This is a genomic window from Serratia sp. PAMC26656, assembly GCF_016469055.2.
Classification (GTDB): domain Bacteria; phylum Pseudomonadota; class Gammaproteobacteria; order Enterobacterales; family Enterobacteriaceae; genus Serratia; species Serratia plymuthica.
Window position 1 is genome coordinate 3,095,666 of sequence record NZ_CP150486.1, and the last position, 24,228, is coordinate 3,119,893.

Annotated in this window: 21 protein-coding genes and 2 pseudogenes; 13 read left to right on the top strand and 10 right to left on the bottom strand. The window is 53.9% G+C overall.

Translation table 11 applies throughout. From position 1 onward, the window contains the following. Positions 1-33 precede the first annotated feature (33 nt). Together JEM67_RS15565 and msrB are read right to left on the bottom strand one after the other, a co-directional pair. A complete protein-coding gene (locus tag JEM67_RS15565; protein WP_004945385.1) occupies positions 34-306 on the bottom strand; it encodes a YeaC family protein in 273 nt (90 codons plus the stop codon). A 63-nt stretch (positions 307-369) separates the two neighbouring features. Continuing rightward, positions 370-783 (bottom strand): peptide-methionine (R)-S-oxide reductase MsrB, encoded by a 414-nt coding sequence (msrB, locus tag JEM67_RS15570; RefSeq protein ID WP_199636062.1) that lies wholly within the window; start codon positions 781-783, stop codon positions 370-372. A 348-nt stretch (positions 784-1,131) separates the two neighbouring features. On the opposite strand from msrB, the gene gapA reads away from it, so the two are divergent. Both gapA and JEM67_RS15580 read left to right on the top strand, forming a co-directional pair. Further along, on the top strand, positions 1,132-2,127 hold the full coding sequence (gene gapA / locus JEM67_RS15575; protein WP_013813230.1) for a glyceraldehyde-3-phosphate dehydrogenase: 996 nt from the start codon (positions 1,132-1,134) through the stop codon (positions 2,125-2,127). Positions 2,128-2,206: 79 nt separating this feature from the next. Beyond that, on the top strand, positions 2,207-3,082 hold the full coding sequence (locus JEM67_RS15580; RefSeq protein WP_199636063.1) for a D-hexose-6-phosphate mutarotase: 876 nt from the start codon (positions 2,207-2,209) through the stop codon (positions 3,080-3,082). A gap of 187 nt (positions 3,083-3,269) precedes the next feature. Here the strand turns inward: JEM67_RS15580 and JEM67_RS15585 are convergent, their stop codons facing one another. Beyond that, a complete protein-coding gene (locus JEM67_RS15585) occupies positions 3,270-4,034 on the bottom strand; it encodes a MipA/OmpV family protein (protein ID WP_013813232.1) in 765 nt (254 codons plus the stop codon). A gap of 428 nt (positions 4,035-4,462) precedes the next feature. Between JEM67_RS15585 and yeaG the strand changes: the two genes are divergently transcribed. Both yeaG and JEM67_RS15595 read left to right on the top strand, forming a co-directional pair. After that, positions 4,463-6,397 (top strand): protein kinase YeaG, encoded by a 1,935-nt coding sequence (gene yeaG, locus JEM67_RS15590; RefSeq protein ID WP_199636064.1) that lies wholly within the window; start codon positions 4,463-4,465, stop codon positions 6,395-6,397. Between the two features lie 64 nt (positions 6,398-6,461). Continuing rightward, a complete protein-coding gene (locus tag JEM67_RS15595) occupies positions 6,462-7,733 on the top strand; it encodes a YeaH/YhbH family protein (protein ID WP_199636065.1) in 1,272 nt (423 codons plus the stop codon). 28 nt (positions 7,734-7,761) lie between these two features. Here the strand turns inward: JEM67_RS15595 and JEM67_RS15600 are convergent, their stop codons facing one another. Then, on the bottom strand, positions 7,762-8,193 hold the full coding sequence (locus tag JEM67_RS15600; RefSeq protein WP_199636105.1) for a GNAT family N-acetyltransferase: 432 nt from the start codon (positions 8,191-8,193) through the stop codon (positions 7,762-7,764). 612 nt (positions 8,194-8,805) lie between these two features. Between JEM67_RS15600 and JEM67_RS15605 the strand changes: the two genes are divergently transcribed. Next, complete coding sequence (locus JEM67_RS15605; protein WP_199636066.1) at positions 8,806-9,378, top strand: type 1 glutamine amidotransferase family protein; 573 nt, start codon at positions 8,806-8,808, stop codon at positions 9,376-9,378. A 48-nt stretch (positions 9,379-9,426) separates the two neighbouring features. Here the strand turns inward: JEM67_RS15605 and JEM67_RS15610 are convergent. Continuing rightward, a pseudogene (locus JEM67_RS15610) lies at positions 9,427-9,645 on the bottom strand (alpha/beta hydrolase); the annotation flags it as partial. A 571-nt stretch (positions 9,646-10,216) separates the two neighbouring features. Beyond that, on the bottom strand, positions 10,217-10,375 hold the full coding sequence (locus JEM67_RS15615; protein WP_199636067.1) for a YqaE/Pmp3 family membrane protein: 159 nt from the start codon (positions 10,373-10,375) through the stop codon (positions 10,217-10,219). 355 nt (positions 10,376-10,730) lie between these two features. Between JEM67_RS15615 and JEM67_RS15620 the strand changes: the two genes are divergently transcribed. Then, a complete protein-coding gene (locus tag JEM67_RS15620; RefSeq protein WP_004945419.1) occupies positions 10,731-10,907 on the top strand; it encodes a GhoT/OrtT family toxin in 177 nt (58 codons plus the stop codon). Between the two features lie 52 nt (positions 10,908-10,959). On the opposite strand, the gene JEM67_RS15625 is transcribed toward JEM67_RS15620, so the two are convergent. Continuing rightward, a complete protein-coding gene (locus JEM67_RS15625) occupies positions 10,960-13,077 on the bottom strand; it encodes a TonB-dependent siderophore receptor (protein ID WP_199636068.1) in 2,118 nt (705 codons plus the stop codon). A 901-nt stretch (positions 13,078-13,978) separates the two neighbouring features. Between JEM67_RS15625 and JEM67_RS15630 the strand changes: the two genes are divergently transcribed. Then, positions 13,979-14,461 carry a hypothetical protein gene (locus JEM67_RS15630; protein ID WP_199636069.1) on the top strand — a complete coding sequence of 161 codons (483 nt, stop codon included), beginning with the start codon at positions 13,979-13,981 and terminating at the stop codon, positions 14,459-14,461. Positions 14,462-14,471: 10 nt separating this feature from the next. Here the strand turns inward: JEM67_RS15630 and JEM67_RS15635 are convergent, their stop codons facing one another. Next, a complete protein-coding gene (locus tag JEM67_RS15635; RefSeq protein WP_013813239.1) occupies positions 14,472-14,627 on the bottom strand; it encodes a hypothetical protein in 156 nt (51 codons plus the stop codon). A gap of 152 nt (positions 14,628-14,779) precedes the next feature. Here JEM67_RS15635 and JEM67_RS15640 point away from each other — a divergent pair, with 152 nt between their 5' ends. The 6 genes and pseudogenes from JEM67_RS15640 (at position 14,780) to JEM67_RS15665 (ending at position 21,558) form a co-directional block, all read left to right on the top strand. Beyond that, positions 14,780-15,589 carry an ABC transporter ATP-binding protein gene (locus tag JEM67_RS15640; RefSeq protein ID WP_199636070.1) on the top strand — a complete coding sequence of 270 codons (810 nt, stop codon included), beginning with the start codon at positions 14,780-14,782 and terminating at the stop codon, positions 15,587-15,589. Positions 15,590-15,592: 3 nt separating this feature from the next. After that, complete coding sequence (locus JEM67_RS15645; RefSeq protein WP_199636071.1) at positions 15,593-16,375, top strand: ABC transporter ATP-binding protein; 783 nt, start codon at positions 15,593-15,595, stop codon at positions 16,373-16,375. A 24-nt stretch (positions 16,376-16,399) separates the two neighbouring features. Next, positions 16,400-17,906: pseudogene (locus JEM67_RS15650) on the top strand (ABC transporter substrate-binding protein). Positions 17,907-17,929: 23 nt separating this feature from the next. Beyond that, complete coding sequence (locus tag JEM67_RS15655) at positions 17,930-19,633, top strand: ABC transporter permease subunit (protein WP_199636072.1); 1,704 nt, start codon at positions 17,930-17,932, stop codon at positions 19,631-19,633. Positions 19,634-19,696: 63 nt separating this feature from the next. Then, positions 19,697-20,257, top strand: coding sequence for a 3'-5' exonuclease (locus JEM67_RS15660; protein WP_199636073.1), 561 nt, complete (start codon positions 19,697-19,699; stop codon positions 20,255-20,257). 107 nt (positions 20,258-20,364) lie between these two features. Beyond that, positions 20,365-21,558 (top strand): multidrug effflux MFS transporter, encoded by a 1,194-nt coding sequence (locus tag JEM67_RS15665; RefSeq protein WP_199636074.1) that lies wholly within the window; start codon positions 20,365-20,367, stop codon positions 21,556-21,558. A 3-nt stretch (positions 21,559-21,561) separates the two neighbouring features. Here JEM67_RS15665 and dadX read toward each other — a convergent pair whose 3' ends face one another. Both dadX and JEM67_RS15675 read right to left on the bottom strand, forming a co-directional pair. Beyond that, the gene (dadX, locus tag JEM67_RS15670) at positions 21,562-22,635 is read right to left on the bottom strand and encodes a catabolic alanine racemase DadX (protein ID WP_199636075.1); all 1,074 of its coding nucleotides are present in this window, start codon (positions 22,633-22,635) and stop codon (positions 21,562-21,564) included. A 72-nt stretch (positions 22,636-22,707) separates the two neighbouring features. Continuing rightward, a complete protein-coding gene (locus JEM67_RS15675; protein ID WP_199636076.1) occupies positions 22,708-24,012 on the bottom strand; it encodes a D-amino acid dehydrogenase in 1,305 nt (434 codons plus the stop codon). Between the last annotated feature and the right edge of the window lie 216 nt (positions 24,013-24,228).

The window sequence follows — 24,228 nt, forward strand, 5'->3', positions numbered from 1 at the left end:
CAGGGCGATGCTTCCATCGCCCTGCTGTCAGATTTATTGCGGCTTCAACTTAACCAGCGGTTCGGCAACGAACTGCTGTTTCAGTTCCTGCTTGCTCTTCATCACTATCTGACCGTCGGTGCCAATAGTCATATGCTGCGGATCGGCATTGTTCAACGATTGCCACAACATCACCGCCTGCAGACTGTTTTCTTTCTGTTCCGGCGTCAGCGCAACGCCGTCTGGCCATTTACCCAGTTCTACCGCCTGCACCAGGCGCTGATAGATTTCCGGGGTCATTGCGGCAATCAGGTCTTTCACGTCCATCAGAGCATTTCCTCACTCGTGGAAGAATAATTAGCTGAATCGATTTTTCTGGCTGAATAATCCTCAGCCGGCGGTTTTTTCGCCGTTCTCACCGTCGGTAAAACTCAGCGAAGCCGAGTTAACGCAGAAGCGTTCACCGGTAGGCTGCGGGCCGTCGGGAAATACGTGCCCCAAATGAGCGTCACAGTGGCCGCAGCGAATCTCGATCCGATGCATATTGTGCGAATTATCATCAATATAACGAATCGCATCGTCGGATACCGGCTCATAGAAGCTTGGCCAGCCACAGCCGGAGTCATACTTGCTGTCGGAATAGAACAGCGGATGGTTGCAACACAGGCAATGGTATACACCCTCGCGCTTATTGTGCAGCAATTTACCGGAGTACGGCGCTTCAGTGCCCCGTTCCTGGGTCACATAACGTTGGATTTCATTCAGTTCCGTGGCCGGATGGTCAGGGGTTGTGTCTTTAGCCATTTGCGTGATTCTCTGAATGTGGATAATGTCAACGAAAACAATGAGTAATAATAACAAAAAATTAACAACATTGCAGTGCTTTTTGGCCTAAACTGTAGCGCATAAAGGTCACGCCGCGACATTATGTGATGCCGATCACATATATTAAGCAGGGTGACTTTATACTTGGCGGTTTGACCCCATATAACGGATGAGGCCGAACGCAAACGGAATGTGCAATAAGCATGCAGATCAAGCCCCGAGATTTGATTTGCAGCAAGAATTGACACGATTCCGCTTGACGCTTGGTAAGGTTTTTGTAATTTTACAACCAACCTTTTATTCACTAACAAATAGCTGGTGGAATATATGACTATCAAAGTAGGTATCAACGGTTTTGGCCGTATCGGTCGCATTGTTTTCCGTGCTGCTCAAGAACGTTCTGACATCGAGATCGTTGCAATCAACGACCTGTTGGACGCAGAGTACATGGCTTACATGCTGAAATATGACTCTACTCACGGCCGTTTCAACGGCACGGTAGAAGTCAAAGACGGCCATCTGGTTGTTAACGGCAAAACCATCCGTGTTACCGCAGAGAAAGACCCGGCTAACCTGAAGTGGAACGAAGTGGGTGTTGACGTTGTTGCAGAAGCGACCGGTATCTTCCTGACCGACGAAACTGCACGTAAACACATCACTGCAGGCGCTAAGAAAGTTGTTCTGACCGGCCCTTCAAAAGATGCGACCCCAATGTTCGTACGTGGCGCAAACTTTGAAAAATATGCTGGTCAGGATATCGTTTCCAACGCATCTTGCACCACCAACTGCCTGGCTCCGCTGGCTAAAGTTATCAACGACAACTTCGGCATCGTCGAAGGTCTGATGACTACCGTTCACGCGACTACCGCTACTCAAAAAACCGTTGATGGCCCGTCTCATAAAGACTGGCGCGGCGGCCGCGGCGCATCCCAGAACATCATCCCTTCTTCTACCGGCGCAGCTAAAGCAGTTGGCATCGTTCTGCCAGAACTGAAAGGCAAACTGACCGGTATGGCGTTCCGCGTTCCAACTCCAAACGTGTCTGTAGTTGACCTGACCGTTCGTCTGGAAAAAGCAGCGACCTACGAAGAAATCAAGAAAGTCATCAAAGCAGCTTCTGAAGGCTCTATGAAAGGCGTTCTGGGCTATGTTGAAGACGAAGTGGTTTCCACTGACTTCAACGGCGAAATCCTGACTTCCGTGTTTGATGCCAAAGCGGGTATCGCACTGAACGACAACTTTGTGAAACTGGTTTCCTGGTACGACAACGAAACTGGCTACTCCCACAAGGTTCTGGATCTGATCGCTCACATCTCCAAATAATGGAATGATGGAAAGCTGATAATGAGGGCGACATTTTTGTCGCCCTTTTTTGTTTCTGCGGCGAACCAAAGGCAACCTAATGAACGAAAAAATTTTCACCCTGCCCGTTACCGAACAAATTTCACCTTACATCAGTCAACGTCAGCTCGAAGAACTGCCGGTCGTGGTCGTTTCCCACCCGAAAGTTCGCGCCGCCGTTGCGCTGCAAGGCGCACACCTCTTAGCTTGGCAACCTGCCGGTGATAAGCCGGTTATCTGGCTGAGCAACAACACCCCCTTTAAAAAAGGCAGCGCCATTCGCGGCGGCGTGCCTATTTGCTGGCCCTGGTTTGGCCCGGTAGCGCAGCCTTCGCACGGTTTCGCCCGCAATCAGCCCTGGAGCCTGACCGCGCACGATGAAGACGACAACGGTGTCATTCTGACCTTTACCCTGAAAGACAATGAGCAGACTCGCAAGCTGTGGCCGCATGCCTTTACGCTGATTGCCCGTTTCAAGTTGGGTGAAGAATGCGAGATTGAGCTGGAGTCACACGGCGACTATCAGGCTACCGCAGCGCTGCATACTTATTTCCAGATTGGTGATATTGAACAAGTAAAAGTGGCGGGCCTCGGCGAACCTTATATCGACAAAGTGGCCGGTGGAGCAGAAGCTCGCCAGACCGGGGACCTGGCATTTGTTGGTCAAACCGATCGGGTTTATACACAACCGGACGCTTTCAGCCTGATCAAAGATCCTTCGCTGCAACGCACCATTGAGGTTCATCACCATCATATGAGCGATGTGATTGCCTGGAACCCGGGCGTGGAGCTGTCCTGCAGCATGGCAGACATGGCGAATGACGGTTATAAAACCATGGTTTGCGTGGAAACCGGCCGTGTCAGTAAACCGCTGGTGGCCGCAGGCGAACAACCAGCCCGGCTGGCGGTAACCTTCCGCAGCCGTAAAAAGGCTTGACGCTTATAGGGCGGCGAGTCTGTCGCCCTTTTTAATCCCCCCTTTACTGCTCCTCGAACGACATATCGCACGATACCCGCGTTATGCACGCACTAAACATACACTGCGCACGCACCATAGATGTGCAAAAGGAGCGCAAGCGCCCCTTTATGATGCAGTCATCGCACAATATTTGTGCAATTTTCTTTTAGAAGCTGTAGCTCACACCCGCCATCAGCAATCCGGTGTAAGATTTATCCACCATTGGGCTGTCTTTTACTTCATTAGACAGTTGGATGTAACGCCCGGTGAAGAAAGCATCCCACTCCTTGTTGATCTGATAATTGGCGCTCAGTTCAACGTAAGGTGCCCAGCTGTCGCCCGGTTTGTAGCTGTCCAGACCACTGCGGCGAGATTCGTTATCGCTGACACCGTAGTAGTATTTGTTCTGGTTTTTGCTGTTCCACATCACGCCCACACCAGGAATCAGGGTCAAGGCGTCTAAATCGAATTTGTAGAGATAAGCGACATCCGCTTCCAGACCGTTGCTGTTGTCCAGAGTATCACCGGTAAAGGTGGAGCGGATCGAGCCCCAATCGGCATTATGGGTATAAGCCAGGCCAGCCATCAGCGTGCCGCGTCGTTTATCCAGACGCTTCATGCGGTCGTCATCGCTGTCGCCGGGACGAAAACCAAACGGCGAGTAATAACCCATTACGCTCAGTTGGTTTTCCTGATCTTTCCACAGGTAATAACCGGCTGTCAGCGTACGGAAGTAGAAGTCATCGCCTTCATAGTTAATAACAGGCATCGGATAGACGCGAGTCTTATAACCACGGTACGCGTCAGGGCTAACCAGCGCTGCAGCACCGAGTGACCAGGTTCCTGCCTGAGCACTTTGCGCAAAAACCATTGCGGAAGCGACAATTGCTAACGTTTTGAGTTGAAAATTTTTCACTGGTTCTTTTTCCATAAATAACAGAGTTAATTGCCGACTTAGTTTATGTGAAAATGCCGTTACGCGCCTAATCTTTACAATAGAAAACAACCAAGATCGAATAAGTTAGATCAGAAATATGAATTAATCATGGCGGAACAATGACGTTTTTTGCCGCAAGCCGCGCCAGACAAGGCGTTTGCTCATCCCTGTCACAACTGAGTCATTGATATGACTTAAAAAAAGCTTTTTATGGCGCAGGAAATTTTCCGGTATGCCAACTAAGCTTAATCAGAAGGCGAATTTATCCTGGGCCCAGTGGCAATACAACGCAACTCGCGATAATAAGCGTATCAAGTTGGCATACGGGTTGCTGTACTCAGGTAATAACTTCTTCTTTCGGGAGCCAAAAGACTATCACCAGCTCCCTTTAACCTGTGCTAATAACGAAAAGGACGGGCATCATGAACATATTTGACCACTATCGCCAGCGCTATGAAGCTGCCAAGGACGAAGAGTTCACACTGCAGGAATTTCTTACCATTTGCCGGCAAGATCGCAGTGCGTATGCCAATGCGGCCGAACGTCTGCTAATGGCTATCGGTGAACCTATTATGGTCGACACCGCACTTGAGTCACGCATGTCACGCCTGTTCTCCAACCGCGTGATCGCACGCTATCCGGCCTTCGAAGAGTTCTACGGTATGGAAGAAGCTATCGAACAAATAGTTTCTTACCTGAAACACGCCGCGCAGGGGCTCGAAGAGAAGAAACAAATTCTTTACCTGTTGGGCCCGGTGGGCGGCGGGAAATCATCACTGGCAGAACGCCTGAAAGCGCTGATGCAACGCGTGCCAATTTACACTCTGAGCGCCAACGGTGAACGCAGCCCGGTCAACGACCATCCGCTGTGCCTGTTTAACCCGCAGGAAGATGCCAATATTCTCGAAAAAGAATACAACATCCCGAACCGCTACCTCGGCACTATCATGTCGCCGTGGGCCGCAAAACGCCTGCATGAATTTGGTGGCGACATCACCAAATTCAAAGTAGTGAAAGTGCGCCCTTCCATTCTGGAACAGATAGCCATCGCCAAAACGGAACCGGGTGATGAGAATAACCAGGACATCTCTGCGTTGGTCGGTAAAGTGGACATCCGTAAACTGGAGAATCACGCCCAGAACGATCCGGATGCCTACGGCTATTCCGGCGCCCTGTGCCGCGCCAACCAAGGGATTATGGAGTTCGTAGAGATGTTCAAAGCGCCGATCAAGGTGCTGCATCCTCTCCTTACGGCTACCCAGGAAGGTAACTATAACGGTACCGAAGGTATCTCTGCCCTGCCGTTCAGCGGAATTATTCTGGCTCACTCCAACGAATCCGAGTGGGTGACTTTCCGCAACAACAAAAACAACGAGGCCTTCCTCGACCGCGTTTATATCGTCAAGGTGCCATACTGCCTGCGGGTGTCGGAAGAGATGAAAATCTACGACAAACTTCTGGATCACAGCGAACTGACCCATGCGCCTTGCGCCCCTGGTACGCTGGAGACGCTGGCACGCTTTACCGTGCTCTCTCGCCTGAAAGAGCCGGAAAACTCGAGCATTTACTCGAAGATGCGCGTCTATGACGGTGAAAGCCTGAAGGACACCGATCCAAAAGCCAAGTCGTACCAGGAATACCGCGACTACGCCGGGGTCGATGAGGGCATGAATGGCCTGTCCACCCGTTTCGCGTTCAAAATCCTGTCGCGGGTATTCAACTTCGATCACGCCGAGGTAGCCGCTAACCCGGTGCACCTGTTCTATGTACTGGAACAGCAGATCGAGCGTGAACAGTTCCCGCAGGATCAGTCAGAAAAATATCTGGAACACCTGAAAGGCTATCTGATCCCGAAATACGCCGAATTTATCGGTAAAGAGATCCAGACCGCCTATCTGGAATCCTATTCGGAATACGGTCAAAACATTTTTGACCGCTACGTGACCTATGCAGACTTCTGGATCCAGGATCAAGAGTACCGTGATCCGGATACCGGCCAGCTGTTCGATCGCGAATCCCTGAACGCTGAACTGGAGAAAATCGAAAAACCGGCCGGCATCAGCAATCCGAAAGATTTCCGCAACGAAATAGTCAACTTCGTGCTGCGTGCCCGTGCTAATCATAGTGGCCGTAACCCTAACTGGACCAGCTATGAGAAGCTGCGTACCGTGATCGAGAAGAAAATGTTCTCGAACACCGAAGAGTTGCTGCCGGTGATTTCGTTTAACGCTAAAACCTCAACGGATGAGCAGAAGAAACATGACGACTTCGTCGACCGCATGATGGAAAAAGGCTACACCCGCAAACAAGTTCGCCTGCTGTGTGAATGGTATCTGCGGGTCAGAAAGTCTTCATAACGGCTAATGAGAATTAGCGTCATGGAGATGGCGTAGAAAGTTGGCAACGTCGTTTGGGGGAAGTATGGCGTATTTTATTGACCGACGGCTTAACGGCAAAAACAAGAGCATGGTGAACCGCCAGCGCTTCTTGCGCCGCTACAAGTCGCAAATCAAACAGTCGATTGCCGAAGCCATCAACAAGCGTTCGGTCACCGACGTGGACAGCGGGGAGTCGGTTTCAATCCCCAATGGCGATATCAACGAGCCTATGTTTCATCAAGGCCGCGGTGGCACTCGCCACCGCGTTCATCCAGGTAACGACCATTTTGTGCAGAATGACCGTGTCGAGCGCCCTCAGGGCGGCGGCAGTGGCGGTGGCGGCGGTCAGGGGAACGCCAGCCAGGATGGCGAAGGCGAGGATGAATTCGTCTTTCAGATATCCAAAGACGAATACCTTGATCTGCTGTTTGAGGATTTGGCGCTGCCGAACCTGAAAAAAAATCAGTATAAGCAGCTTACCGAGTACAAAACTCATCGGGCCGGTTACACCGCCAACGGCGTGCCGGCCAATATCAGCGTGGTGCGTTCGCTGCAAAACTCACTGGCGCGACGTACCGCCATGACCGCCGGAAAGCGGCGTGCCTTGCATGAGCTGGAAGACGAGCTCACCCAGTTGGAAAACACCGAGCCGGTACAATTGCTGGAAGAGGAGCGGCTGCGTAAGGAAATTGCCGAACTGCGCAAAAAAATCGAAAGCGTGCCCTTTATCGATACTTTTGATTTACGTTACAAGAACTATGAACGTCGTCCTGAACCTTCCAGCCAGGCGGTGATGTTCTGCCTGATGGACGTTTCCGGCTCGATGGATCAGGCAACCAAGGACATGGCCAAACGTTTCTATATCCTGCTCTATCTGTTCCTGAGCAGAACCTATAAAAACGTCGACGTGGTGTATATCCGCCACCACACCCAGGCGAAGGAAGTGGATGAGCAGGAGTTCTTCTACTCGCAGGAAACCGGCGGTACTATCGTTTCCAGCGCGCTAAAACTGATGAATGATGTGGTTGAAGAGCGTTACGACCCGGCTCAATGGAACATTTATGCCGCACAAGCCTCGGATGGCGATAACTGGGCCGATGATTCACCGCTGTGCCACGAACTGTTGGCGAAAAAACTGCTGCCGATGGTGCGCTATTACAGCTACATTGAAATCACCCGTCGCGCTCACCAAACGCTGTGGCGTGAATATGAAGACCTGCAGGCCAAATTCGATAACTTTGCCATGCAGCATATCCGTGAGCCGGACGATATTTATCCGGTATTCCGCGAGCTTTTCCATAAGCAAACGGCATAATATTTATTAAAACAGCCAGCTAATCTTGTTAGCTGGCTGTTCCTTTTACAGGAAAAAAGAACACCCTCTCAGGATCGTTTTCATCCAGGTTTTCAATACAACCGCTCTCGGTAAAGCCGGCTTCCAGTAACAGCGTCTTCATGGGTAAGTTCGAACCGTTAGTTGAGGTAAAAAGCTTGGGGCGCTCACAAAGCGATTTTAATTGTTCGAGTAACTTCCGCCCCACGCCTCTGCGCCGGAACCGCTCATCGACCATAAGAATGTCGATAAACCCATAACCGTAAAAGTGATAGTGCAGCACACCATAAGCCACTATTTCACCAGCAAGCTCTGCAACATGGCAGACACCGGCCTCGCACCACTCACGGATCTCGGTGTGGCGGTGCAGATCATGCGATGCGAGGGTATCAAAACCGATCAACACATTAATATCCTGCATTGTTGCAAGGCGAAAAATCATTTTTCCAATCCTCTTCTTTCTTTCCATTAACGCAGTCACCGCTGAGGTAATTCCTAATTACGTTATCTTTACGCGTTGTTCATTGCTTAGATTGGGAATATTCTTATTTAATGGGTTGCCAAATTGCAATCTCAGGTGAGTGCTATGGAACTACTTCCAATCGCAGTCATCGTCGTTTTGATGGCAGTTGTCGTATTTTCCTTTGTCCTCTATTGGCGGCAAAGAAGAACAAGTACTTTCAACACCAAGCGGAAACGACGTTAGGACGACTATCCACAAGGAAGTGGTCTCACAGTAACGCTTACAAGCTGTCCCACCACCGCGTAACCCCCCTCTTTGAGGATATTCTGATACATACAGCGCCTTGAACCTTTCACTTGTCCATAAAGTTTCCGTGGGTTACTGTCACCTTCTGAAGGCTCACATCACCTCATAACCAGAATAAAATCCAATAGCTAGCTATCATCCCTTAATCCCGCCGTCGTGCGGGATCTTTTTAACGCCAGGAAAAATCACCCCTGCCAGAAATTGACAGTAGAGCCCATTAAGCTTGGGATCCTGCGGCAAACAATTCCGCGGGCCATTTTCAGCATCATAGGGAAATACACGCCAATGACACGTGCCATAACTCTTCTTACCGATAATTTTTCCGATTGGGAAACCGCTCTGATCAACTCCACATGTCGAGGCTATTACGGTTTCGATACCCGTTTTGCTTCGCCCAAAGCCACCCCCATCGTTTCCTCTGGGGGGATGCTCATTACCCCACAGTTATCAATTGAAGCCATCAACCTCGACGAGGTAGACCTGTTGATCGTCTGCGGCGGCACGGCATGGCAAAGTGGACAGGCGCCAGACATCACAGCGTTGGTCGCCGAGGCTCACCGAAAAAGCATCGTCGTCGCCGGCATTTGCGATGGGACTCGCGTATTGGCACAGTCTGGCGTGCTCGATAATCTTCGCCATACTTCCAATTCAGCGGAAAATCTGTCGCAACTGAACTATGCGGGAGCCGCGTACTATCAGGATGTGCCTTATGCCGTTGCCGATCAACGCGTCGTCACCGCGCCCGGCACCGCCCCTGTCAGCTTTATGGCCGCGATCCTTGGAGTCTTTGGTTTCAACGACGAGAATCTTAAAGCCTATTTGGCGATGCACGCGGCCGAACACAGCAGGCCGGTTTAACCGGCCTGCTGCAAAAAACCGCTGTTGCGAGGCCTTGGCAAGGATATTTCATAAGGTGCCCGCCGCCTCATCAATCAAAGCGACCACTTCTTGTGGGTGCGAGGCAAGCGACGCATGGCTGGCATTCAACGTAATCACTTTTTTAGCGTTCAGCCGGGCCGACATGCGCTGCTGATTCTCAGGCGAAATCATCCGGTCATCGCTGGAAATTTGGTACCAGGAAGGTTTGTGCTTCCACGCAGGCTCATTGATAACGTTACCTACAGTAATCCATGTACCAGGACTACTGTAGGTTTTGTACTCATGCCTGATTCCTTTTTCAAGAAGGCGGCGTTACGCCAACTCCCCTGTGCAAGCTCAAACGCCGTTTAGACCTATGATATATAGTTCACCACAGCAGATTCCGAATAGTTAACGCGGCTGGCCCCCTCAGCCTGACGTTCCATTCGTCCCGAGCCATCTCCCAGATTTCTGATGGCATGCCCACGCAGACACTTCCCATAACCAAGTCTAAACGCAGTTGCAAATCAGCATAAAAACCACTTTAAAACTAGGATTTTTACCCATTAAGATATAAAATCCCATGAAAAAACAATAGCAAGAAAAATCATATAATATCTAAAGGGAATTTTCACGTGAAGGAAATGATCTCCATCCTTTTCATCGTAAGTCTGTTGGCGATGCTTTTTTCATGGTTGTTTGTCTACGGCCTCAACATTTATTAGACGGCTGAGCGACGTAAAAAACCCCGGCATGCGAACGCATACCAGGGTTGAGAGTCTCGGACTACATGAACATGTCCCCCAGTGCAAAACGGCTGGGCCAGATGATGGCACCACTACTCTTTAGTCTGGATCCATAAGGCATGAATCAAACCAGGGAAATAGCCCAACACAGTCAGGATAATGTTGAGGATAAAAGCCCCGCCGATACCTTTATCAAGCAACACACCCAGCGGCGGTAGAATAATGGTAAATACGATTCTCCAAAAGCTCATACTCTCTCCTCATTTTCTCCAAGGTCTACCAACATATTATATCTGCTAAACACTTTCAAATATCCGATTAATTGGGTAACCGCGAGCGGTGGGGAATTATGTTCTTCCGCTTCACCAATACGGCCGCCGAACAATTTCCTCTACCAAAGATTCCTGAGTATCCCTTGTGGGTAAACCTATGTCCTGATATCTCCCCTTATCGCCAACAGGAGCCGCTCCATGCGCAGCAAAACCTCATAACAACATTAATAATGTGGTTATGAATAATAAACTAAATAAACAACTAATAAGCATTGATTATGTGGAATTAAGCCCCTAAAATTCGCGGCTTAAAAATACAACTGGGATAGGTTTCATGTCACCGCTGTGGGTTGCAACGCAATATTTCTATTTAATAGGCCTTTTAGTTTCTATGGTTTTTACCTATTTAGTCAGCCGGGATACCATCAAAATTCGTTTTATCAGCGCGTTGACGATTGGTTTGACCTGGCCGCTAAGCCTACCGGTGGTGTTGCTTTTCTCCCTGTTCTAGCGATGTAAGACCACCCCGTCGGCAAAGCGACGGGGCGATACTGCCCCTTTCCTCAGAAATCGTACCCCAGGGTAGCCACCACAGAACGTTCCGCCCCCCAATAGCAATAACCGGTGCCATAACAGGCCGCGACGTATTTCCTGTCGGTCAGATTATTGACGTTCAACTGAACGTAGGCGCCTTTCATTGATGGGTTCACGCTGCCCAGATTCATCCTCACCGAAGCATCCACCAGCGTCACCGAAGGAATGCGCAGCGTATTTTCATTGTCTGCCCACTGCTTGCCGATATAACGCACCCCAGCGCCAAGATCCACGCCGAATCCGGCCGCGTATTTGCCCCATAGAGAAGACATTTGGTCGGGGGCCAGATACGGTGTATTGCCGTTGTTGCCATCGATCGCGTCTTTAAACTTCACTTTGTTGTAGCTGTAGCCGGCAATCAGATCGAAACGTTCGGTGATCTTGCTGCGCGCTTCCAGTTCAATCCCCTGCGAATGCACTTTGCCGGCCGGCAGATAATAACTTTGCTGTACCACCCGGTTGGCGACGTCTTTTTGCGTCAAATCGTACAATGCCACGCTGTAAATCGATGAACTGCCTGGCGGCTGATATTTCAACCCCACCTCATACTGCTCACTGGTGCTCGGTTTCAGCATGTGTCCGTTTTGATCGGGCAGCGCCTCAGGCGTTACCGCCGTACTGTAGCTGGCGTAAGGTGAAAGACCGTTATCAAAGTGATACAACAGGGAAGCACGGCCGCTGAAGTTATCATCGCTGCGCGCATCGCTGGTGCCGGTGTTGAGCGTCGTATTTTTAGACTCGATGCGATCGAAGCGGCCGGACAGGTTCAGATACCAGTTCTGTAAGCTGATTTCATCCTGTAGATAAACGCCGCTCTGCTCGTAGTGGCGCCTGGAGTCGGTATGCGTCAGGCCGGTTAACGCCGCCCCGCCGGACACACCGGTATAAGGATTCAGTTGCGATGCCGCGGCAGACTCTTCCCACAAATTATTGCGAAAGCGTTGGTAATCCAGCCCCAGCATGACCTTATGATCCAGCGCCCCGGTGGTAAAATCGGCTTCCAGTTGGTTATCGACGGCAAAGGCGTCCAGCGACGTGGCAGAACCGCTATAATAACGGTTCAGCAGACGGTGAGCGTCATTCCAGCCAATCTGATACACCTGTTGCAACTCAACATTGGAATGGGTGTAACTGGCATTCTGACGGAAAGACCAGACGTCGTTAAAACTGTGGGAGAAAGCATAGCTGTAGATCTGCTCCCAGCGCTTGAACACATTCCGGCTGCTCTCACCGTCAAAGAATCCGCGCCCCAGTTTATCGCCCGAACTGGAATAGAGGCTGCCATCGGCCGGCACGGCGCTGTGGTAGCCGCCGGAAGGATCCTTCTGCAGGTAGGCTTTGAGCAACAGCGAGGTATTTTCATCCGGCTGCCACAGCAATGAGGGGGCGACGGCATAGCGCTCTTCACGCTGATGGTCGTACATGGTTTCGCTGCTGCGCGTCATGCCGGTCAGCCTGTAAGCCCACTGTTCAGACAGTGGCCCGGTCACATCGAAGGCGCCGCCCTGAGTACTATTGTTGCCAGCCATCAGGTTAACGTGCCCTTCCGTGGCGAACTGAGGCCGCTTGGACGTCAGCGCGACCAATCCACCCGGAATGCTTTGCCCGTACATCACCGAAGACGGGCCTTTGATGACGTCGACACGTTCCAGGAACCAGGGGTCAACCTGCAAGGCGTTATAGGTACCACCGTCACTCAACAGACGCAGGCCATCGAGGAAAGTGTTATTGACGTCACCGCCATGAAAGCCGCGTAATGCAATGGTGTCATAGCGAGTGGCCCCACCGGAAAAATTGGTGAAGACGCCCGGAGCATATTTCAGCGTATCGTTAACCGTCTGGGCATTCTGGTCGGTCATCTGCTGCCGAGTCACTACCGAGATCGACTGGGCCGTCAGGACTAACGGTCTGTCGGTTTTCGTCGCGCCCTGGCTGGTCGTAGCCTGATAGCCCTGCGTCGCCGCCTCCGCCGTATCGGCAGATTTGGCAGTGACAACCAAAGTATCCTCAGCTAACGATGTTAGCGGCAGGAACATGGCTAGCGCGCAGAACATACGCGATCGTTTGACCGGAAAATGCATCGACATCTCTGTAACCCCTGGTAAATACCCAAAATCACGCCGAATAAGCTTCTCTGTCAGCAGCGCTGGCTGACAACGTCCGCAGCGGATCTATCGGCGCACTGAATGCAGCAAAAGATAATATTAATGATAATTATTATCTTTATCGACAAAAAATTTCAAGCATGATGTCGCTTTCTATGAGCCGGGAAAGTGTTTCATCGTCGCTGAAAAGCCAAGGGTGTGACCTGAGTTAGCAATCTGAAATAAAAGAAGTAAAAAAATGCCAGCGCAAGGCTGGCAAAAAATATTGGAAGCAATGTGAGCAATGTCGTGCCGGCTTGGGTGGCACATAAGGAGACAATCCTTCTACCCCTTACCGACCATTAAATGATAACGAATATCATTATCCATTGTAAAGTGCTTTTTATCTACCCCTTTTTGTCAGCGCACAACGGTGGGGCATCAATGCTTTGTTCTGTCAAGCCAACGATATAAACCCAATATCGCAAAAAAAGTGGCCGCTACCAGGGCATTGATTGAAAACCATACTACTAATATGGGCACAACGGTTTGATAGAGCGGAATACCCCTGGCAGCAGAGAAGGGATTAAGATGCCAGGACCTGATAAGAAAGAAGGGATTCAAATTAAACCATTGGCAGAACAAGGCGATGAGCGTCGGTGGCAGGAAAAAATAAAGTCCCAACGTGGCAACCAGTAAACATACTGTCGAACGACTGTTTTTATAGTTCTTCATCTCACTATCTGCCATTACTCTTTCGCTGAAAACGCCCTGGCCGTTATTGTTTGAACAGACCCGGCAAGGGCCAGTTAGTTCCCATTTTGGGGTAAAATAAAGCCCGTTTGGCGTTTAATTTTCATTTAGCTATTCGGTGTTATAACGCTATTCAGCTCAGGAGGCCCCAATGATACCGGACTATTGCCCTATCTCGCCAAACACCCAAAAACTCAAAATCATCTATGGTTGGTATATATATGCCGTCTATACGCTGTTGATCTTTAATATCTACCTGGCAGTGTATAACGTCTGCGTCAGGCATCCTATTGAATCGCCAATGATCTCATGGTTTCACAGCCTGTTCATCGCTTTTATGCTCTACCAATTGCTGAAAAAACGAACGCGTTTTGCCTGGCTGATGCTGGCCTATTTTATTCTGATGCGGCTGTATTACGCTAACGTGTTGCATATCGAATTTAATTCCTGGAGCCGCGGGTTGGTTTTCGTGATTCTGACGGTCTTGCTCACCGGCACGGTTGCACTGGGGCAACTCGCGACACCGCAGTTGCGTCAGGATTGGCTGGCGCGTTTGGGCTGGCGGCAATGGGCTACGTTAGCCGGCTTGTCCGGGGTACTGACGCCGATGATCACTACCGATTATCTGGGTTGACGGCTGTCGTTTATTTTGGGATATGCGGCTCGGAGATATCAACCATACGGCACAGCTTGGTGTAGTTACTGGATTGCTCGCACAACTTATCGGTGACGTAAACACCAAGATAACCCAGCACCAGCACATAGCCGGCCATGCACAGAATAAAAATAAACGTTCTCACCGATAGAACCAACCTGACAACAATACCTTGAGCATCATACCTTGATTTTCCTGCTTTAGACTATTTCAAAGTATTTCAGAAATCTGCTGGTCATTTCTCGCCAACGAATGTTATGTTATTACATATCATAATCGCCTCGTACAGACACGCTAATGGAAAACCAAAACCCGCCGTTACTCACTGTAGAACAATTGACGCTGTCGATTAACGGGGAAGTCAAAATCAGCGATCTGAACTTCACCCTACATGCCGGCGAGCGGCTGTGCCTGCTTGGCGCATCCGGCTCAGGCAAGTCACTTACCGCCGCCGCCATTTTGGGCACGCTGCCGAACGGCGCCGAACTCAGCGGATCGATACGGCTACTGGGGCAAGAAATCAACGGCCAACGTTTGCAACAGCGCAAGTCCCTCTCGCTGGCGGCCATTTTTCAAGATCCTTTTACCAGCCTCAACCCCCTGACCACCGTGGGTAAGCAACTGATCATGGCTCTGCGTGGCCGGAGCGGCATGAGCAAAGAACACGCTCAACGCTGCGCTACAGAACTCTTGACTGCGCTGGGCCTGCCGCCGGAGATCATCATGATGCGCTACCCCGGGCAATTGTCCGGCGGCCAATGCCAACGAGTCTGCGCGGCGCTGGCGCTGAGCGGCGAGAAAAGCCTGCTGATAGCGGATGAACCCACCACCGCGCTGGACATGGTCAGCCAGCATCAGTTAATCGATATCCTGAAGCGCTACACCGAGCGTCCCGCAGCGCCGGCGTTGCTGTTTATCACCCACGACCTTGCCGTCGCCGCCAGCCTGTGCCAACGGGCCATCGTGCTGGCGAACGGCACGATAGCCGAACACGGGTCTGTCGCGCAGCTGTTGCGCCAACCTGTGCATCCTTACACTCAGCGACTGGTTACCACGGCACTGCGCCCGACATTCGGTCATGCCCCCTCTATGAGTATGGCGGGATAACCCTTGAGTCACCTACCGGTCAGCACCACACTGCCTTTTATCAGCCTGCAGAATGTCTGTCGGCAATATACGTCGGCATCTGGTGGCCTTGGCCCTACCGATCTGAATTTGCATGCCGAAGAACGCATCGGGCTGGTTGGCTGTTCCGGCGCAGGCAAATCCACCTTGCTTAAACTGTTGTTAGCGCTAGAGGCGCCGGATTTCGGCCATATCTTCTGCCAGGGTACCGCGATTCGCCCAGCGCCCGTTCGTCGGCTGCGTTGGTACCGACGTTTGGTGCAGTATGTCCCGCAAGACGCCCACGCCTCGCTCAATCCACGTCATACGGTCGCCGAACTGATTATCGCCCCGCTGCGCCAACTCGGTCTGCCGCAGGATCTGGGTATCACTGCAGAGCGTGCTCTGCGTCAGGTCAAACTGGATGAACACCTGCTGTACGTCAGGCCGGGCCAGCTTTCCGGCGGGCAGGCACAGAGGGTGGCGCTGGCACGCGCCATCGCGCTGCAACCCCGTTTTTTACTGGCCGATGAACCGGTCAGCGGTCTGGACCTGCCCTTGCGCGGGCAGATCATCAACCTGCTCGATCGTATTGCCCGTCAGCAACGGATGGGAATGTTGCTGGTCTCCCATGATATTTCGTTGGTGGCCGCCTTGTGCCACCGCACGCTGGTGATGGACCGCGGTGCCATCGTGGAAGATCGCCCAACTCACGATCTGCTGCAATCGCCCCGGCATGTCGCTACCCGTGCGTTGATCGCCGCAATCCCATCATTGCCCCCCTTTTAGCCCTGAGATCCTGAGGAATTTTGCATGTTGAATCCGCGTTTTATTGGCCCGACCGGTTGCCTGCTAGCCGGCAGCTTGCTGCTTGCTGGCTGCTTTGAACCTGCAAAACCAAAAGAAAGTGCCACCGAAGAAAAACGTATCCGGCTGGCCATGTTACAGCCGCCACGCTCCGGGTTAACGCCGTTGAGCGACGATGCGTTTAAACTCTCGCGCTGGAGCAATGCCGAAACCCTGGTGGTGTTGAACGCCAATGGCGATGCCGAGCCGGCACTGGCGACTGAATGGCAGCAAATAGATGAACGCCGCTGGCGCTTTGTGCTGCGTCAGGGGGTCAGTTTCCACGACGGCAGCCTAATGACGGCGCAAAGCGTAGTGCGCTCACTTTCAGCAGCGATAAATGCCGCGCCAAAACCACGCATTCTGGACGGTGTTGAGCTGTCGGTCACCGCCGAAGGCGATAATGCCGTGCTGATCGCTACAGCCCGTCCCGATCCTTTAATTCCGCAACGGCTGTCCAGCCCGCAACTGGCGATCCTCGCTGAACGGGCCTACACCGCCAACGGCGTGGTCAATCCGCTGCAGGCCGGAACCGGCGCTTTTGTATTAACAGAAATCAACGGCACCAGCAGCGCACGGCTAAATCGCTTTGACGGTTACTGGGGCGAGAAAGCCGCCGCACCGGGGATCGACGTCAGTTTTGTGCCGGACAGCAATGCGCGTGCCGCCGCCCTGCGTACCGGCAGCGCCGATCTGGTTGAAGCTTTGCCGGTATCGCAGTTGCCGCTTATTGAAGCGGAGCTGATCCACGAAGTCCCGATGCCACGCACCAATACGCTGTATCTGAATACTCGCCTCGGCGCTTTCCGCGATCCGACGGTGCGCGCAGCGGCGGCGGCGGCGGTTCAACGCCAACAGTTAGTGGACAACGTCTACGAAGGTCGTGCCGATCTTGCCACCGGGTTGCTTGGCCCTGCATTGCCCTGGGCCGCCTCATTACGGCAACCGCAACCGGCTATCCCGCCAGCGGCGGTAAAAGGCCAAACCATTACCCTGGCGACCTTCAGCGATCGGGCAGAGCTGCCCGAAGTCGCGGTTTATCTGGCGCAACAGCTCAGCGCAGCCGGTTTTACAGTGAAGCAGGAGGTTCGGGAATACGCCCATATTGAAGCCGATGCGTTGGCGGGCAAATTCGATGCGTTCATTTTGTCGCGCGCCACCGTGTTGGATTCCGGCGATCCGGTGGCCTACATGTACAGCGATTTTGCCTGCCGGGGATCGTTCAATATTGCTCAACTCTGTGACCCCAAAGTGGACGAAGCATTAACCCAGGCCGCTGCCATACCGGCCGGCGCAGCGACGTCAGGCGATTATCGAGGCGGAGAGCCGCATCCTCGCCACGCATGCGGCCATCCCCTTGTTGCATGAAAGGGTTATCCAGGGTGAAACCGTCGCCATGCAGCACGCAGAACGCGACCCGCGTGAACGCCGACTGGTGACACCGCGCAGCATTATTTCCGCCGGGCAGCCCTGATCGTGATAAAGCGCTCGATAAAAATGTTATTGCCACTCGCCTCACGCCTGTTTGCTCTGTTGGCAATGATTTTGCTCATTGGTCTGATGCCCTGGATTTCCGGCCGTGACCCCGCGCTCAGCCTGCTGCGGGCTCGCTCAAGCGAGCAAGAGGCGACGCCGGAAGCCCTGAACGCCATTCGACAACGATTCGGTCTGGATGACGGGCCGCTGGTGCTGCTTGGCCGATGGTTTTCCGGGTTGCTGCGGGGGGATGCCGGTCACTCCTGGATCTCGGGTCAGCCCGTGCTGGAAGGCATGCTGCAAGCCGCCGGAGTGTCGTTGATCCTGATGGCCTGCGCGCTCACGGTAGCGCTGTCGGTAGCACTGTTGTTGGCATTGCCAACCCTGTGGCGTGGCATGCGCGGCGATGGTCAGCGCCCTGCCGGCGTACTGGCCGTGGCACTGACCTCCCTGCCGGAATTTTTGCTGGCGGCGCTGTTGCTGATTGTCGGCGCCGTCTGGTTGCGCTGGTTCCCGCCCTACGGCTGGAAAAGCCTCCAACACGTTGTTCTGCCTGCGCTGGCGCTGGGCCTGCCCGCGGGAGGATTGCTGGGACTGTTGTTCAGCGACGGGCTGGCCGCAACCTTCTCTGAACGCTGGTTGATCACCTGGAGCCTTGCCGGTATCTCCCGGAGGCAACGTCTCTTGGCGGTATTGCGCCGCACATTGCCCGCCCTGCTGCCTCAGATCGGTCTGGTGCTGGTGGGGCTTACCGGCGGTGCCATTGCCGTCGAGAAGGTGTTTGCCATTCCCGGTCTTGGTCGGGCGACCTTAGGTGCCGCCATCGCACAGGATCTGCCTGCGCTGCAGTGCGGTATCCTGATTCTGCTGATGATCGCCTTCAGCGCCGGTTTCCTGGCGCAGGGAGCGCATTATCTTCTGCTGGGCCGCATCGCCGCGTCCCTGCCTAATGCGCCACAACCCCAGCATAGCGCCAAAGGCAGTTATCTTGTCGCCGCAATCGCCGCGCTGTTGCTGTGTCTGCTGGTACTGAGCGGGGTCATCCGCGATCCGTTCTCGTCCCTGCATATGCGCCTGCAACCACCCGGCCTGGCGTTACCCTTTGGCGCCGACGCCACCGGCAGGGACATTCTGGCTCGGGTCGCCCACGGCGCGGTGAACACCAGCCTGCTGGCGCTGGCCGTCAGCTTCGCTTCACTGATCCTCGGAATGCTATTTGGGTTGATGCCGCGCCTGATGTGCGGGGTGATTGAACTGGCCAATGCCACGCCGCCCATCATGGCGGGCCTGTTGGTCATCGCCATTACCGGTCCTTCAGCCTACGGCGCAGCATGCGCAGTGATGTTGGTCAGTTGGGCGCCGTTGGCGGCACACTGCGCCTCGTTATTGACGGAGACGCGTATGCAGCCCTATATCCGCATGCTCCCCGTATTGGGTATAGGCCGCCTGCGTACGCTGACGCATTACCTGCTGCCGGCGTTAGTTGTGCCGTTGCTTCGTCACGCCATGCTTCGCCTGCCGGGTATTGCGCTGGCGCTGGCCGCGCTGGGTTTCCTCGGTCTGGGGCCTCCGCCGCCGGGCGCAGAATGGGGGCTGGTACTGGCCGAAGCTATGCCTTATATCGAACGAGCACCCTGGGGCGTTGTGACCCCGGTGGCCGCCCTGGTGTTGCTGGCAGTGTTGGCGTTAACACTGGCGAATGCCGCAGGCCAGCGCCGTGGCTGACTGCGCATCCTCGCCCGGTTTGTAGTAACATATTACGATGACTCAGCCAGCGGAGAGCCGCCAATGCACCATCTGATGCTAGACATTGAAACTCTGGACATAAAACCCAGCGCAGTGATCCTGGTGGTTGCCGCCGTATTTTTTGATCCCAAGACCGGCCAGCTAGGCGCGGAATTTGAAAACGCCGTCAGCAGCCAAAAAGATCAGCCTGGCAGAACCATCAGCCTGGATACCGTGGCCTGGTGGGCAAAGCAGTCTGACGAAGCGCGCAAACTGGCCTTTGGCGGAACCGAAAGCCTGAAGCGCGTACTGACCAGCCTGAGCCGTTTTATTCATATGAACAGCACAGACAGGGTGAAGGTCTGGGGGAATGGCAAAGAGTTTGATTGCGCAATCCTCGAACATGCTTTCCAGCAGTTGGAAATGCCCTGCCCATGGAAGTTTTGGGACACGCAGGATGTACGAACGGTGATCACCCTGGCTGAACTGCACGGCTTCAACCCGAAGAAAGAACGGCCCTTCGAAGGCACACCGCATCGGGCGCTGGACGACGCCAAACACCAGGCGCGTTACGTGGCGGATACGGTTTCTGCACTTTATTATCGCCAAGCCTCCGCCGTGTAATTGGGCCGGCAAATTCACCTGTCGAACGCTTGTGCTTTACCTCTTTCCATTTGGCGCCAGAATCTCTACTCTACCTCTCTTTGTCACTAGGACGTGCTGTTTTTGTTATGCAAAAATTTCTGTTTCTGCTTCTTAGCCTGGTGCTGCTCGGCCCGCTGGGCATCGATCTCTATCTGCCGACCATTCCCGCTATCGCACTTGGCCTTAATAGCAGCGAAGCGCTGATTCAGTCCACCATTTCACTGTTCATTCTGGTGTTGGGTCTTGGGCAGGTTATCGCCGGCCCGCTGGTGGATAACTATGGCCGCAAGCCGGTAGCGCTGGCCGGTATCGTTATCTACATGATCGGCGCGGCAATGGCGGCGCTGGCGACCACGCCAGCGGTGTTTGTTGCCTCACGCCTGCTGCAGGGCGTAGCGGTGTGCTGTACGGCGGTAGTGGCGTTCAGCGGCGTACGTGACCGCCTGAACGGCGACGACGCTGCACGTGCCTACGGTTTTCTCAACGGCACGCTGAATATTATTCCTGCGCTGGCGCCGCTGCTCGGCGGGTTGCTGGCGGAAGCTTTCGGCTGGCGCGCCCCATTCTGGTTCCTGGTTTGCTATGCCCTCGCGGTGCTGGTGCTGATCGCCTTGCGGCTACCGGAAACCCGGCCGGCGGATACCGTTAGAGTCAAAGGATTGCCGGTGCGGCAATATGCGCGCATCCTCAGCGATCGCAGCTTCCTGTCCTTCGCCGTGGTGAACGCCGGGGCAATGGGGATGGCGTTAACCTATGTTTCGCTGGCGCCGAACGTACTGATGGGTACCGCCGGGCTGACGCCTCTGCAGTTCTCGCTGGTATTTGGTGCCAACGGCTTTTGGATCATGCTGGTGAGCTTTTTCGCCAACCGCATTATTCACAAAGTCGGCCGGCCGATTTGCCTGGCGACCGGTGGGGTATTGATGGGAATCGGCTGTATTGGGCTGTTACTGGGCGTTAGCCTGCTTTCCGGCGCGGCGCAAACCCACTGGCTGGCGTATATGCTGCCGGTCGCCAGCGCCTGTGCAGGTCTGGCGTTTGTGATGGGTCCGGCAACCAGCTATGCGCTGGAGCCGTACTCCAATGAAGCCGGCGTCGCTTCGGCGTTGGTGGGCTTCGTGCAGATGGCCGGCGGCGCAGCGCTGGGCCTGTTGGCAATGGCAATGCCGTTGCCACCGAAGCTGTCACTGGCGTTGGTCATGCTGGCGGGCTGCCTGCTGGCACTGCACGCACGGCAGCGCAGCAAGCAAATTAAAAGTCAGTTGAAGAAAATTGCCTGAGGCTTACGCCTCGACGGTGACTGGCACTCTCGCGGCCAGCGCCGTCAGCAACTCATAACCCAGCGTGCCTGCCGCAGCGGCGACATCGTCAACCGGCAGGCGCCGCCCCCACAGTTCCACTTCCGAACCAATGTCAGCGCGTGGACAAGGCGTCAGATCAACCGCCAGCATATCCATGGAGACCGTACCCACCGTACGCGTCAACACGCCATCTACCCAGACCGGCGTGCCGGTCTGCGCATGGCGAGGATAGCCGTCCGCATAACCGCAGGCTACCACGCCGATACGCTGCGCAGTCTTGGCGCTATAGCGCCAGCCGTAACCCACGCTATCGCCGCTTTTCAACGACTGAATACCAATGATTTCGCTGCTCAGCGTCATGGTTGGCCGCAGACCGGTGTCGGCAATATCGTGCCACTGGCCGCTTGGCGATGCGCCATACAATACGATACCTGGCCGCACCCAGTTGCCGTGGGTTTGCGGATGCCACAACGTGGCGGCGGAGTTCGCCAGGCAGCGCGGCAGTGGTATGCCCGCCGCCGCGCCCTCAATGGTCGTCATTTGCTCTGACACGCCCTGCGGGCCGTCGGCGGTAGCAAAGTGGCTCATCAACGTCAGGCTGGCGATATTGCCCATCTCTCTCGCTTGCAACCAAACGCTGTGCAAACGATCCGGGGCAAAGCCCAGGCGATTCATCCCGCTGTTCACTTTCAAATAAACATCCAGCGGCGCGGACAGTTTGGCCGCCGCTATCGCTGCCAGTTGCCAATCGCTGTGTACCGAGGTGGTTAAACGATAGCGGTCGAGCAGGACCAAATCTTGCGGCTCGAAAAAACCTTCCAGCAGCAGAATCGGCCCTTGCCAGCCGGACTCACGCAGTAAAATGGCCTCGGTGAGATCCAGCAAGGCGAAACCGTCGGTTTGCTCCAGGCTACGCCAGACATGTTTGATTCCGTGGCCATAAGCATTGGCTTTTACTACCGACCAAATTTTGGCGCTGGGTGCAAAACGGCGAACCACCTGCAGGTTATTTTCAAAAGCGGAAAGATGCAGCGTGGCGGTAATCGGGCGAGGCATGGATTCTCCTGCGGACTGGCGGCTGAAGTCACGGGCCAGCGCCCGTGACTTCAGCATTATAAATTAAGAGGATCAACGCGCTGGATGCACATCGTTCAAGGGTGTGAGGTGCTCGTTGCGAAAGTCGGCGCTGTATCTTGCCACCGCCAGATCGTCTGAAGGGATAGCAGGCGTGGTGCCGGAAATCAGATCGGAAAGCAATTGCCCGGAGCCGCACGCCATGGTCCAGCCCAAAGTACCGTGCCCGGTATTGAGGAACAGGTTTTTCAGCGAGGTCTTGCCGACAATCGGCGTGCCGTCCGGCGTCATCGGACGCAGACCGGTCCAGAAAGTCGCCTCTTCAATCCGCCCGCCGTTAGGGTAGAGATCGCGTACCACCATTTCCAGCGTTTCTCGGCGTTTCTGCTCCAACTGGGTATTAAAACCGACAATTTCCGCCATACCACCGACGCGAATGCGTTTGTCGAAACGGGTAATGGCGATTTTGTAGGTTTCATCCAAAACGGTCGAGAACGGCGCCGCAGCTTCATCCGTAATAGGAATGGTCAGTGAATAGCCTTTCAACGGATAAACCGGGATCGAAACCAGATCGCGCAACAGCGCGGTGGAGTAAGAGCCGAAAGCCACGACGTAGCTGTCGGCCTTGAACACTTCTACGCCGCACTGCACGCCGCTGATCTGATCGCCCTCGACCAGCAGACGATCAACACTGCGGTTATACAAGAAGGTGACACCCGCCTGCTGCGCCAGCTTGGCCAGTTGCTGAGTAAACAGCTGGCAGTCACCGGTTTCATCATTGGGCAATTGCAGACCGCCGGTCAGCTTGTGCGCGACCTGCGCCAGCGCAGGTTCAACCGTTGCCAGTTGGTGGGCTTCCAGCAGTTTATAGGGCACGCCCGCATCCTCCAGCACAGCAATGTCTTTCGCCGCACTTTCGAACTGCTGCGGGGTGCGAAACAGCTGCAGCGTGCCGCCCTGACGCCCTTCATACTGGATGCCGGTTTCCTGACGCAGCGCCTTGATACAGTCACGGCTGTATTCCGCCAGCCGCACCATGCGCCCTTTATTGGTCATGTAGTGTGAGGTATCGCAGTTTTTCAGCATTTGCCACATCCAGCTCAACTGGAAACGGCTGCCATCCAGGCGTACCGCCAACGGCGCATGGCGTTGGAACATCCATTTGATGGCTTTCAACGGCACACCCGGCGCAGCCCACGGAGCTGCATAGCCCGGTGAGATTTGGCCGGCATTCGCCGCGCTGGTTTCCATTGCCGGGCCAGGTTGGCGATCGATTACCGTCACCTCGTGACCGGCCTTCGCCAAATACCAGGCACTGGCAACGCCCACCACCCCACTACCTAAAATTACCACTCGCATCGCTGACTCCAGCTCAAGGCTCAAAAAAGCATAATCTTCTGCTCACAGGAAATTAACTCAGTGGAAAAATCCGCCCAACATCTTCGTCATCAAACGTGACAACATTCACAATTAATTTATCGTTCATGGCCGCGCCTTTTGCAATACCTACCTATAAATAGCGATAAGATGTCGTCCAAGGCCAGTTTTAGAGGGCAACAGCCGCCGATATGCTAT

Excerpts from the sequence above, each read along its gene's own strand:
- JEM67_RS15565 (WP_004945385.1), bottom strand. The coding sequence starts at position 306 with ATGGACGTGAAAGACCTGATTGCCGCAATGACCCCGGAAATCTATCAG.
- msrB (WP_199636062.1), bottom strand. The coding sequence starts at position 783 with ATGGCTAAAGACACAACCCCTGACCATCCGGCCACGGAACTGAATGAA.
- gapA (WP_013813230.1), top strand. The coding sequence starts at position 1,132 with ATGACTATCAAAGTAGGTATCAACGGTTTTGGCCGTATCGGTCGCATT.
- JEM67_RS15580 (WP_199636063.1), top strand. The coding sequence starts at position 2,207 with ATGAACGAAAAAATTTTCACCCTGCCCGTTACCGAACAAATTTCACCT.
- JEM67_RS15585 (WP_013813232.1), bottom strand. The coding sequence starts at position 4,034 with ATGGAAAAAGAACCAGTGAAAAATTTTCAACTCAAAACGTTAGCAATT.
- yeaG (WP_199636064.1), top strand. The coding sequence starts at position 4,463 with ATGAACATATTTGACCACTATCGCCAGCGCTATGAAGCTGCCAAGGAC.
- JEM67_RS15595 (WP_199636065.1), top strand. The coding sequence starts at position 6,462 with ATGGCGTATTTTATTGACCGACGGCTTAACGGCAAAAACAAGAGCATG.
- JEM67_RS15600 (WP_199636105.1), bottom strand. The coding sequence starts at position 8,193 with ATGATTTTTCGCCTTGCAACAATGCAGGATATTAATGTGTTGATCGGT.
- JEM67_RS15605 (WP_199636066.1), top strand. The coding sequence starts at position 8,806 with ATGACACGTGCCATAACTCTTCTTACCGATAATTTTTCCGATTGGGAA.
- JEM67_RS15615 (WP_199636067.1), bottom strand. The coding sequence starts at position 10,375 with ATGAGCTTTTGGAGAATCGTATTTACCATTATTCTACCGCCGCTGGGT.
- JEM67_RS15620 (WP_004945419.1), top strand. The coding sequence starts at position 10,731 with ATGTCACCGCTGTGGGTTGCAACGCAATATTTCTATTTAATAGGCCTT.
- JEM67_RS15625 (WP_199636068.1), bottom strand. The coding sequence starts at position 13,077 with ATGTCGATGCATTTTCCGGTCAAACGATCGCGTATGTTCTGCGCGCTA.
- JEM67_RS15630 (WP_199636069.1), top strand. The coding sequence starts at position 13,979 with ATGATACCGGACTATTGCCCTATCTCGCCAAACACCCAAAAACTCAAA.
- JEM67_RS15640 (WP_199636070.1), top strand. The coding sequence starts at position 14,780 with ATGGAAAACCAAAACCCGCCGTTACTCACTGTAGAACAATTGACGCTG.
- JEM67_RS15655 (WP_199636072.1), top strand. The coding sequence starts at position 17,930 with ATGTTATTGCCACTCGCCTCACGCCTGTTTGCTCTGTTGGCAATGATT.
- JEM67_RS15660 (WP_199636073.1), top strand. The coding sequence starts at position 19,697 with ATGCACCATCTGATGCTAGACATTGAAACTCTGGACATAAAACCCAGC.
- JEM67_RS15665 (WP_199636074.1), top strand. The coding sequence starts at position 20,365 with ATGCAAAAATTTCTGTTTCTGCTTCTTAGCCTGGTGCTGCTCGGCCCG.
- dadX (WP_199636075.1), bottom strand. The coding sequence starts at position 22,635 with ATGCCTCGCCCGATTACCGCCACGCTGCATCTTTCCGCTTTTGAAAAT.
- JEM67_RS15675 (WP_199636076.1), bottom strand. The coding sequence starts at position 24,012 with ATGCGAGTGGTAATTTTAGGTAGTGGGGTGGTGGGCGTTGCCAGTGCC.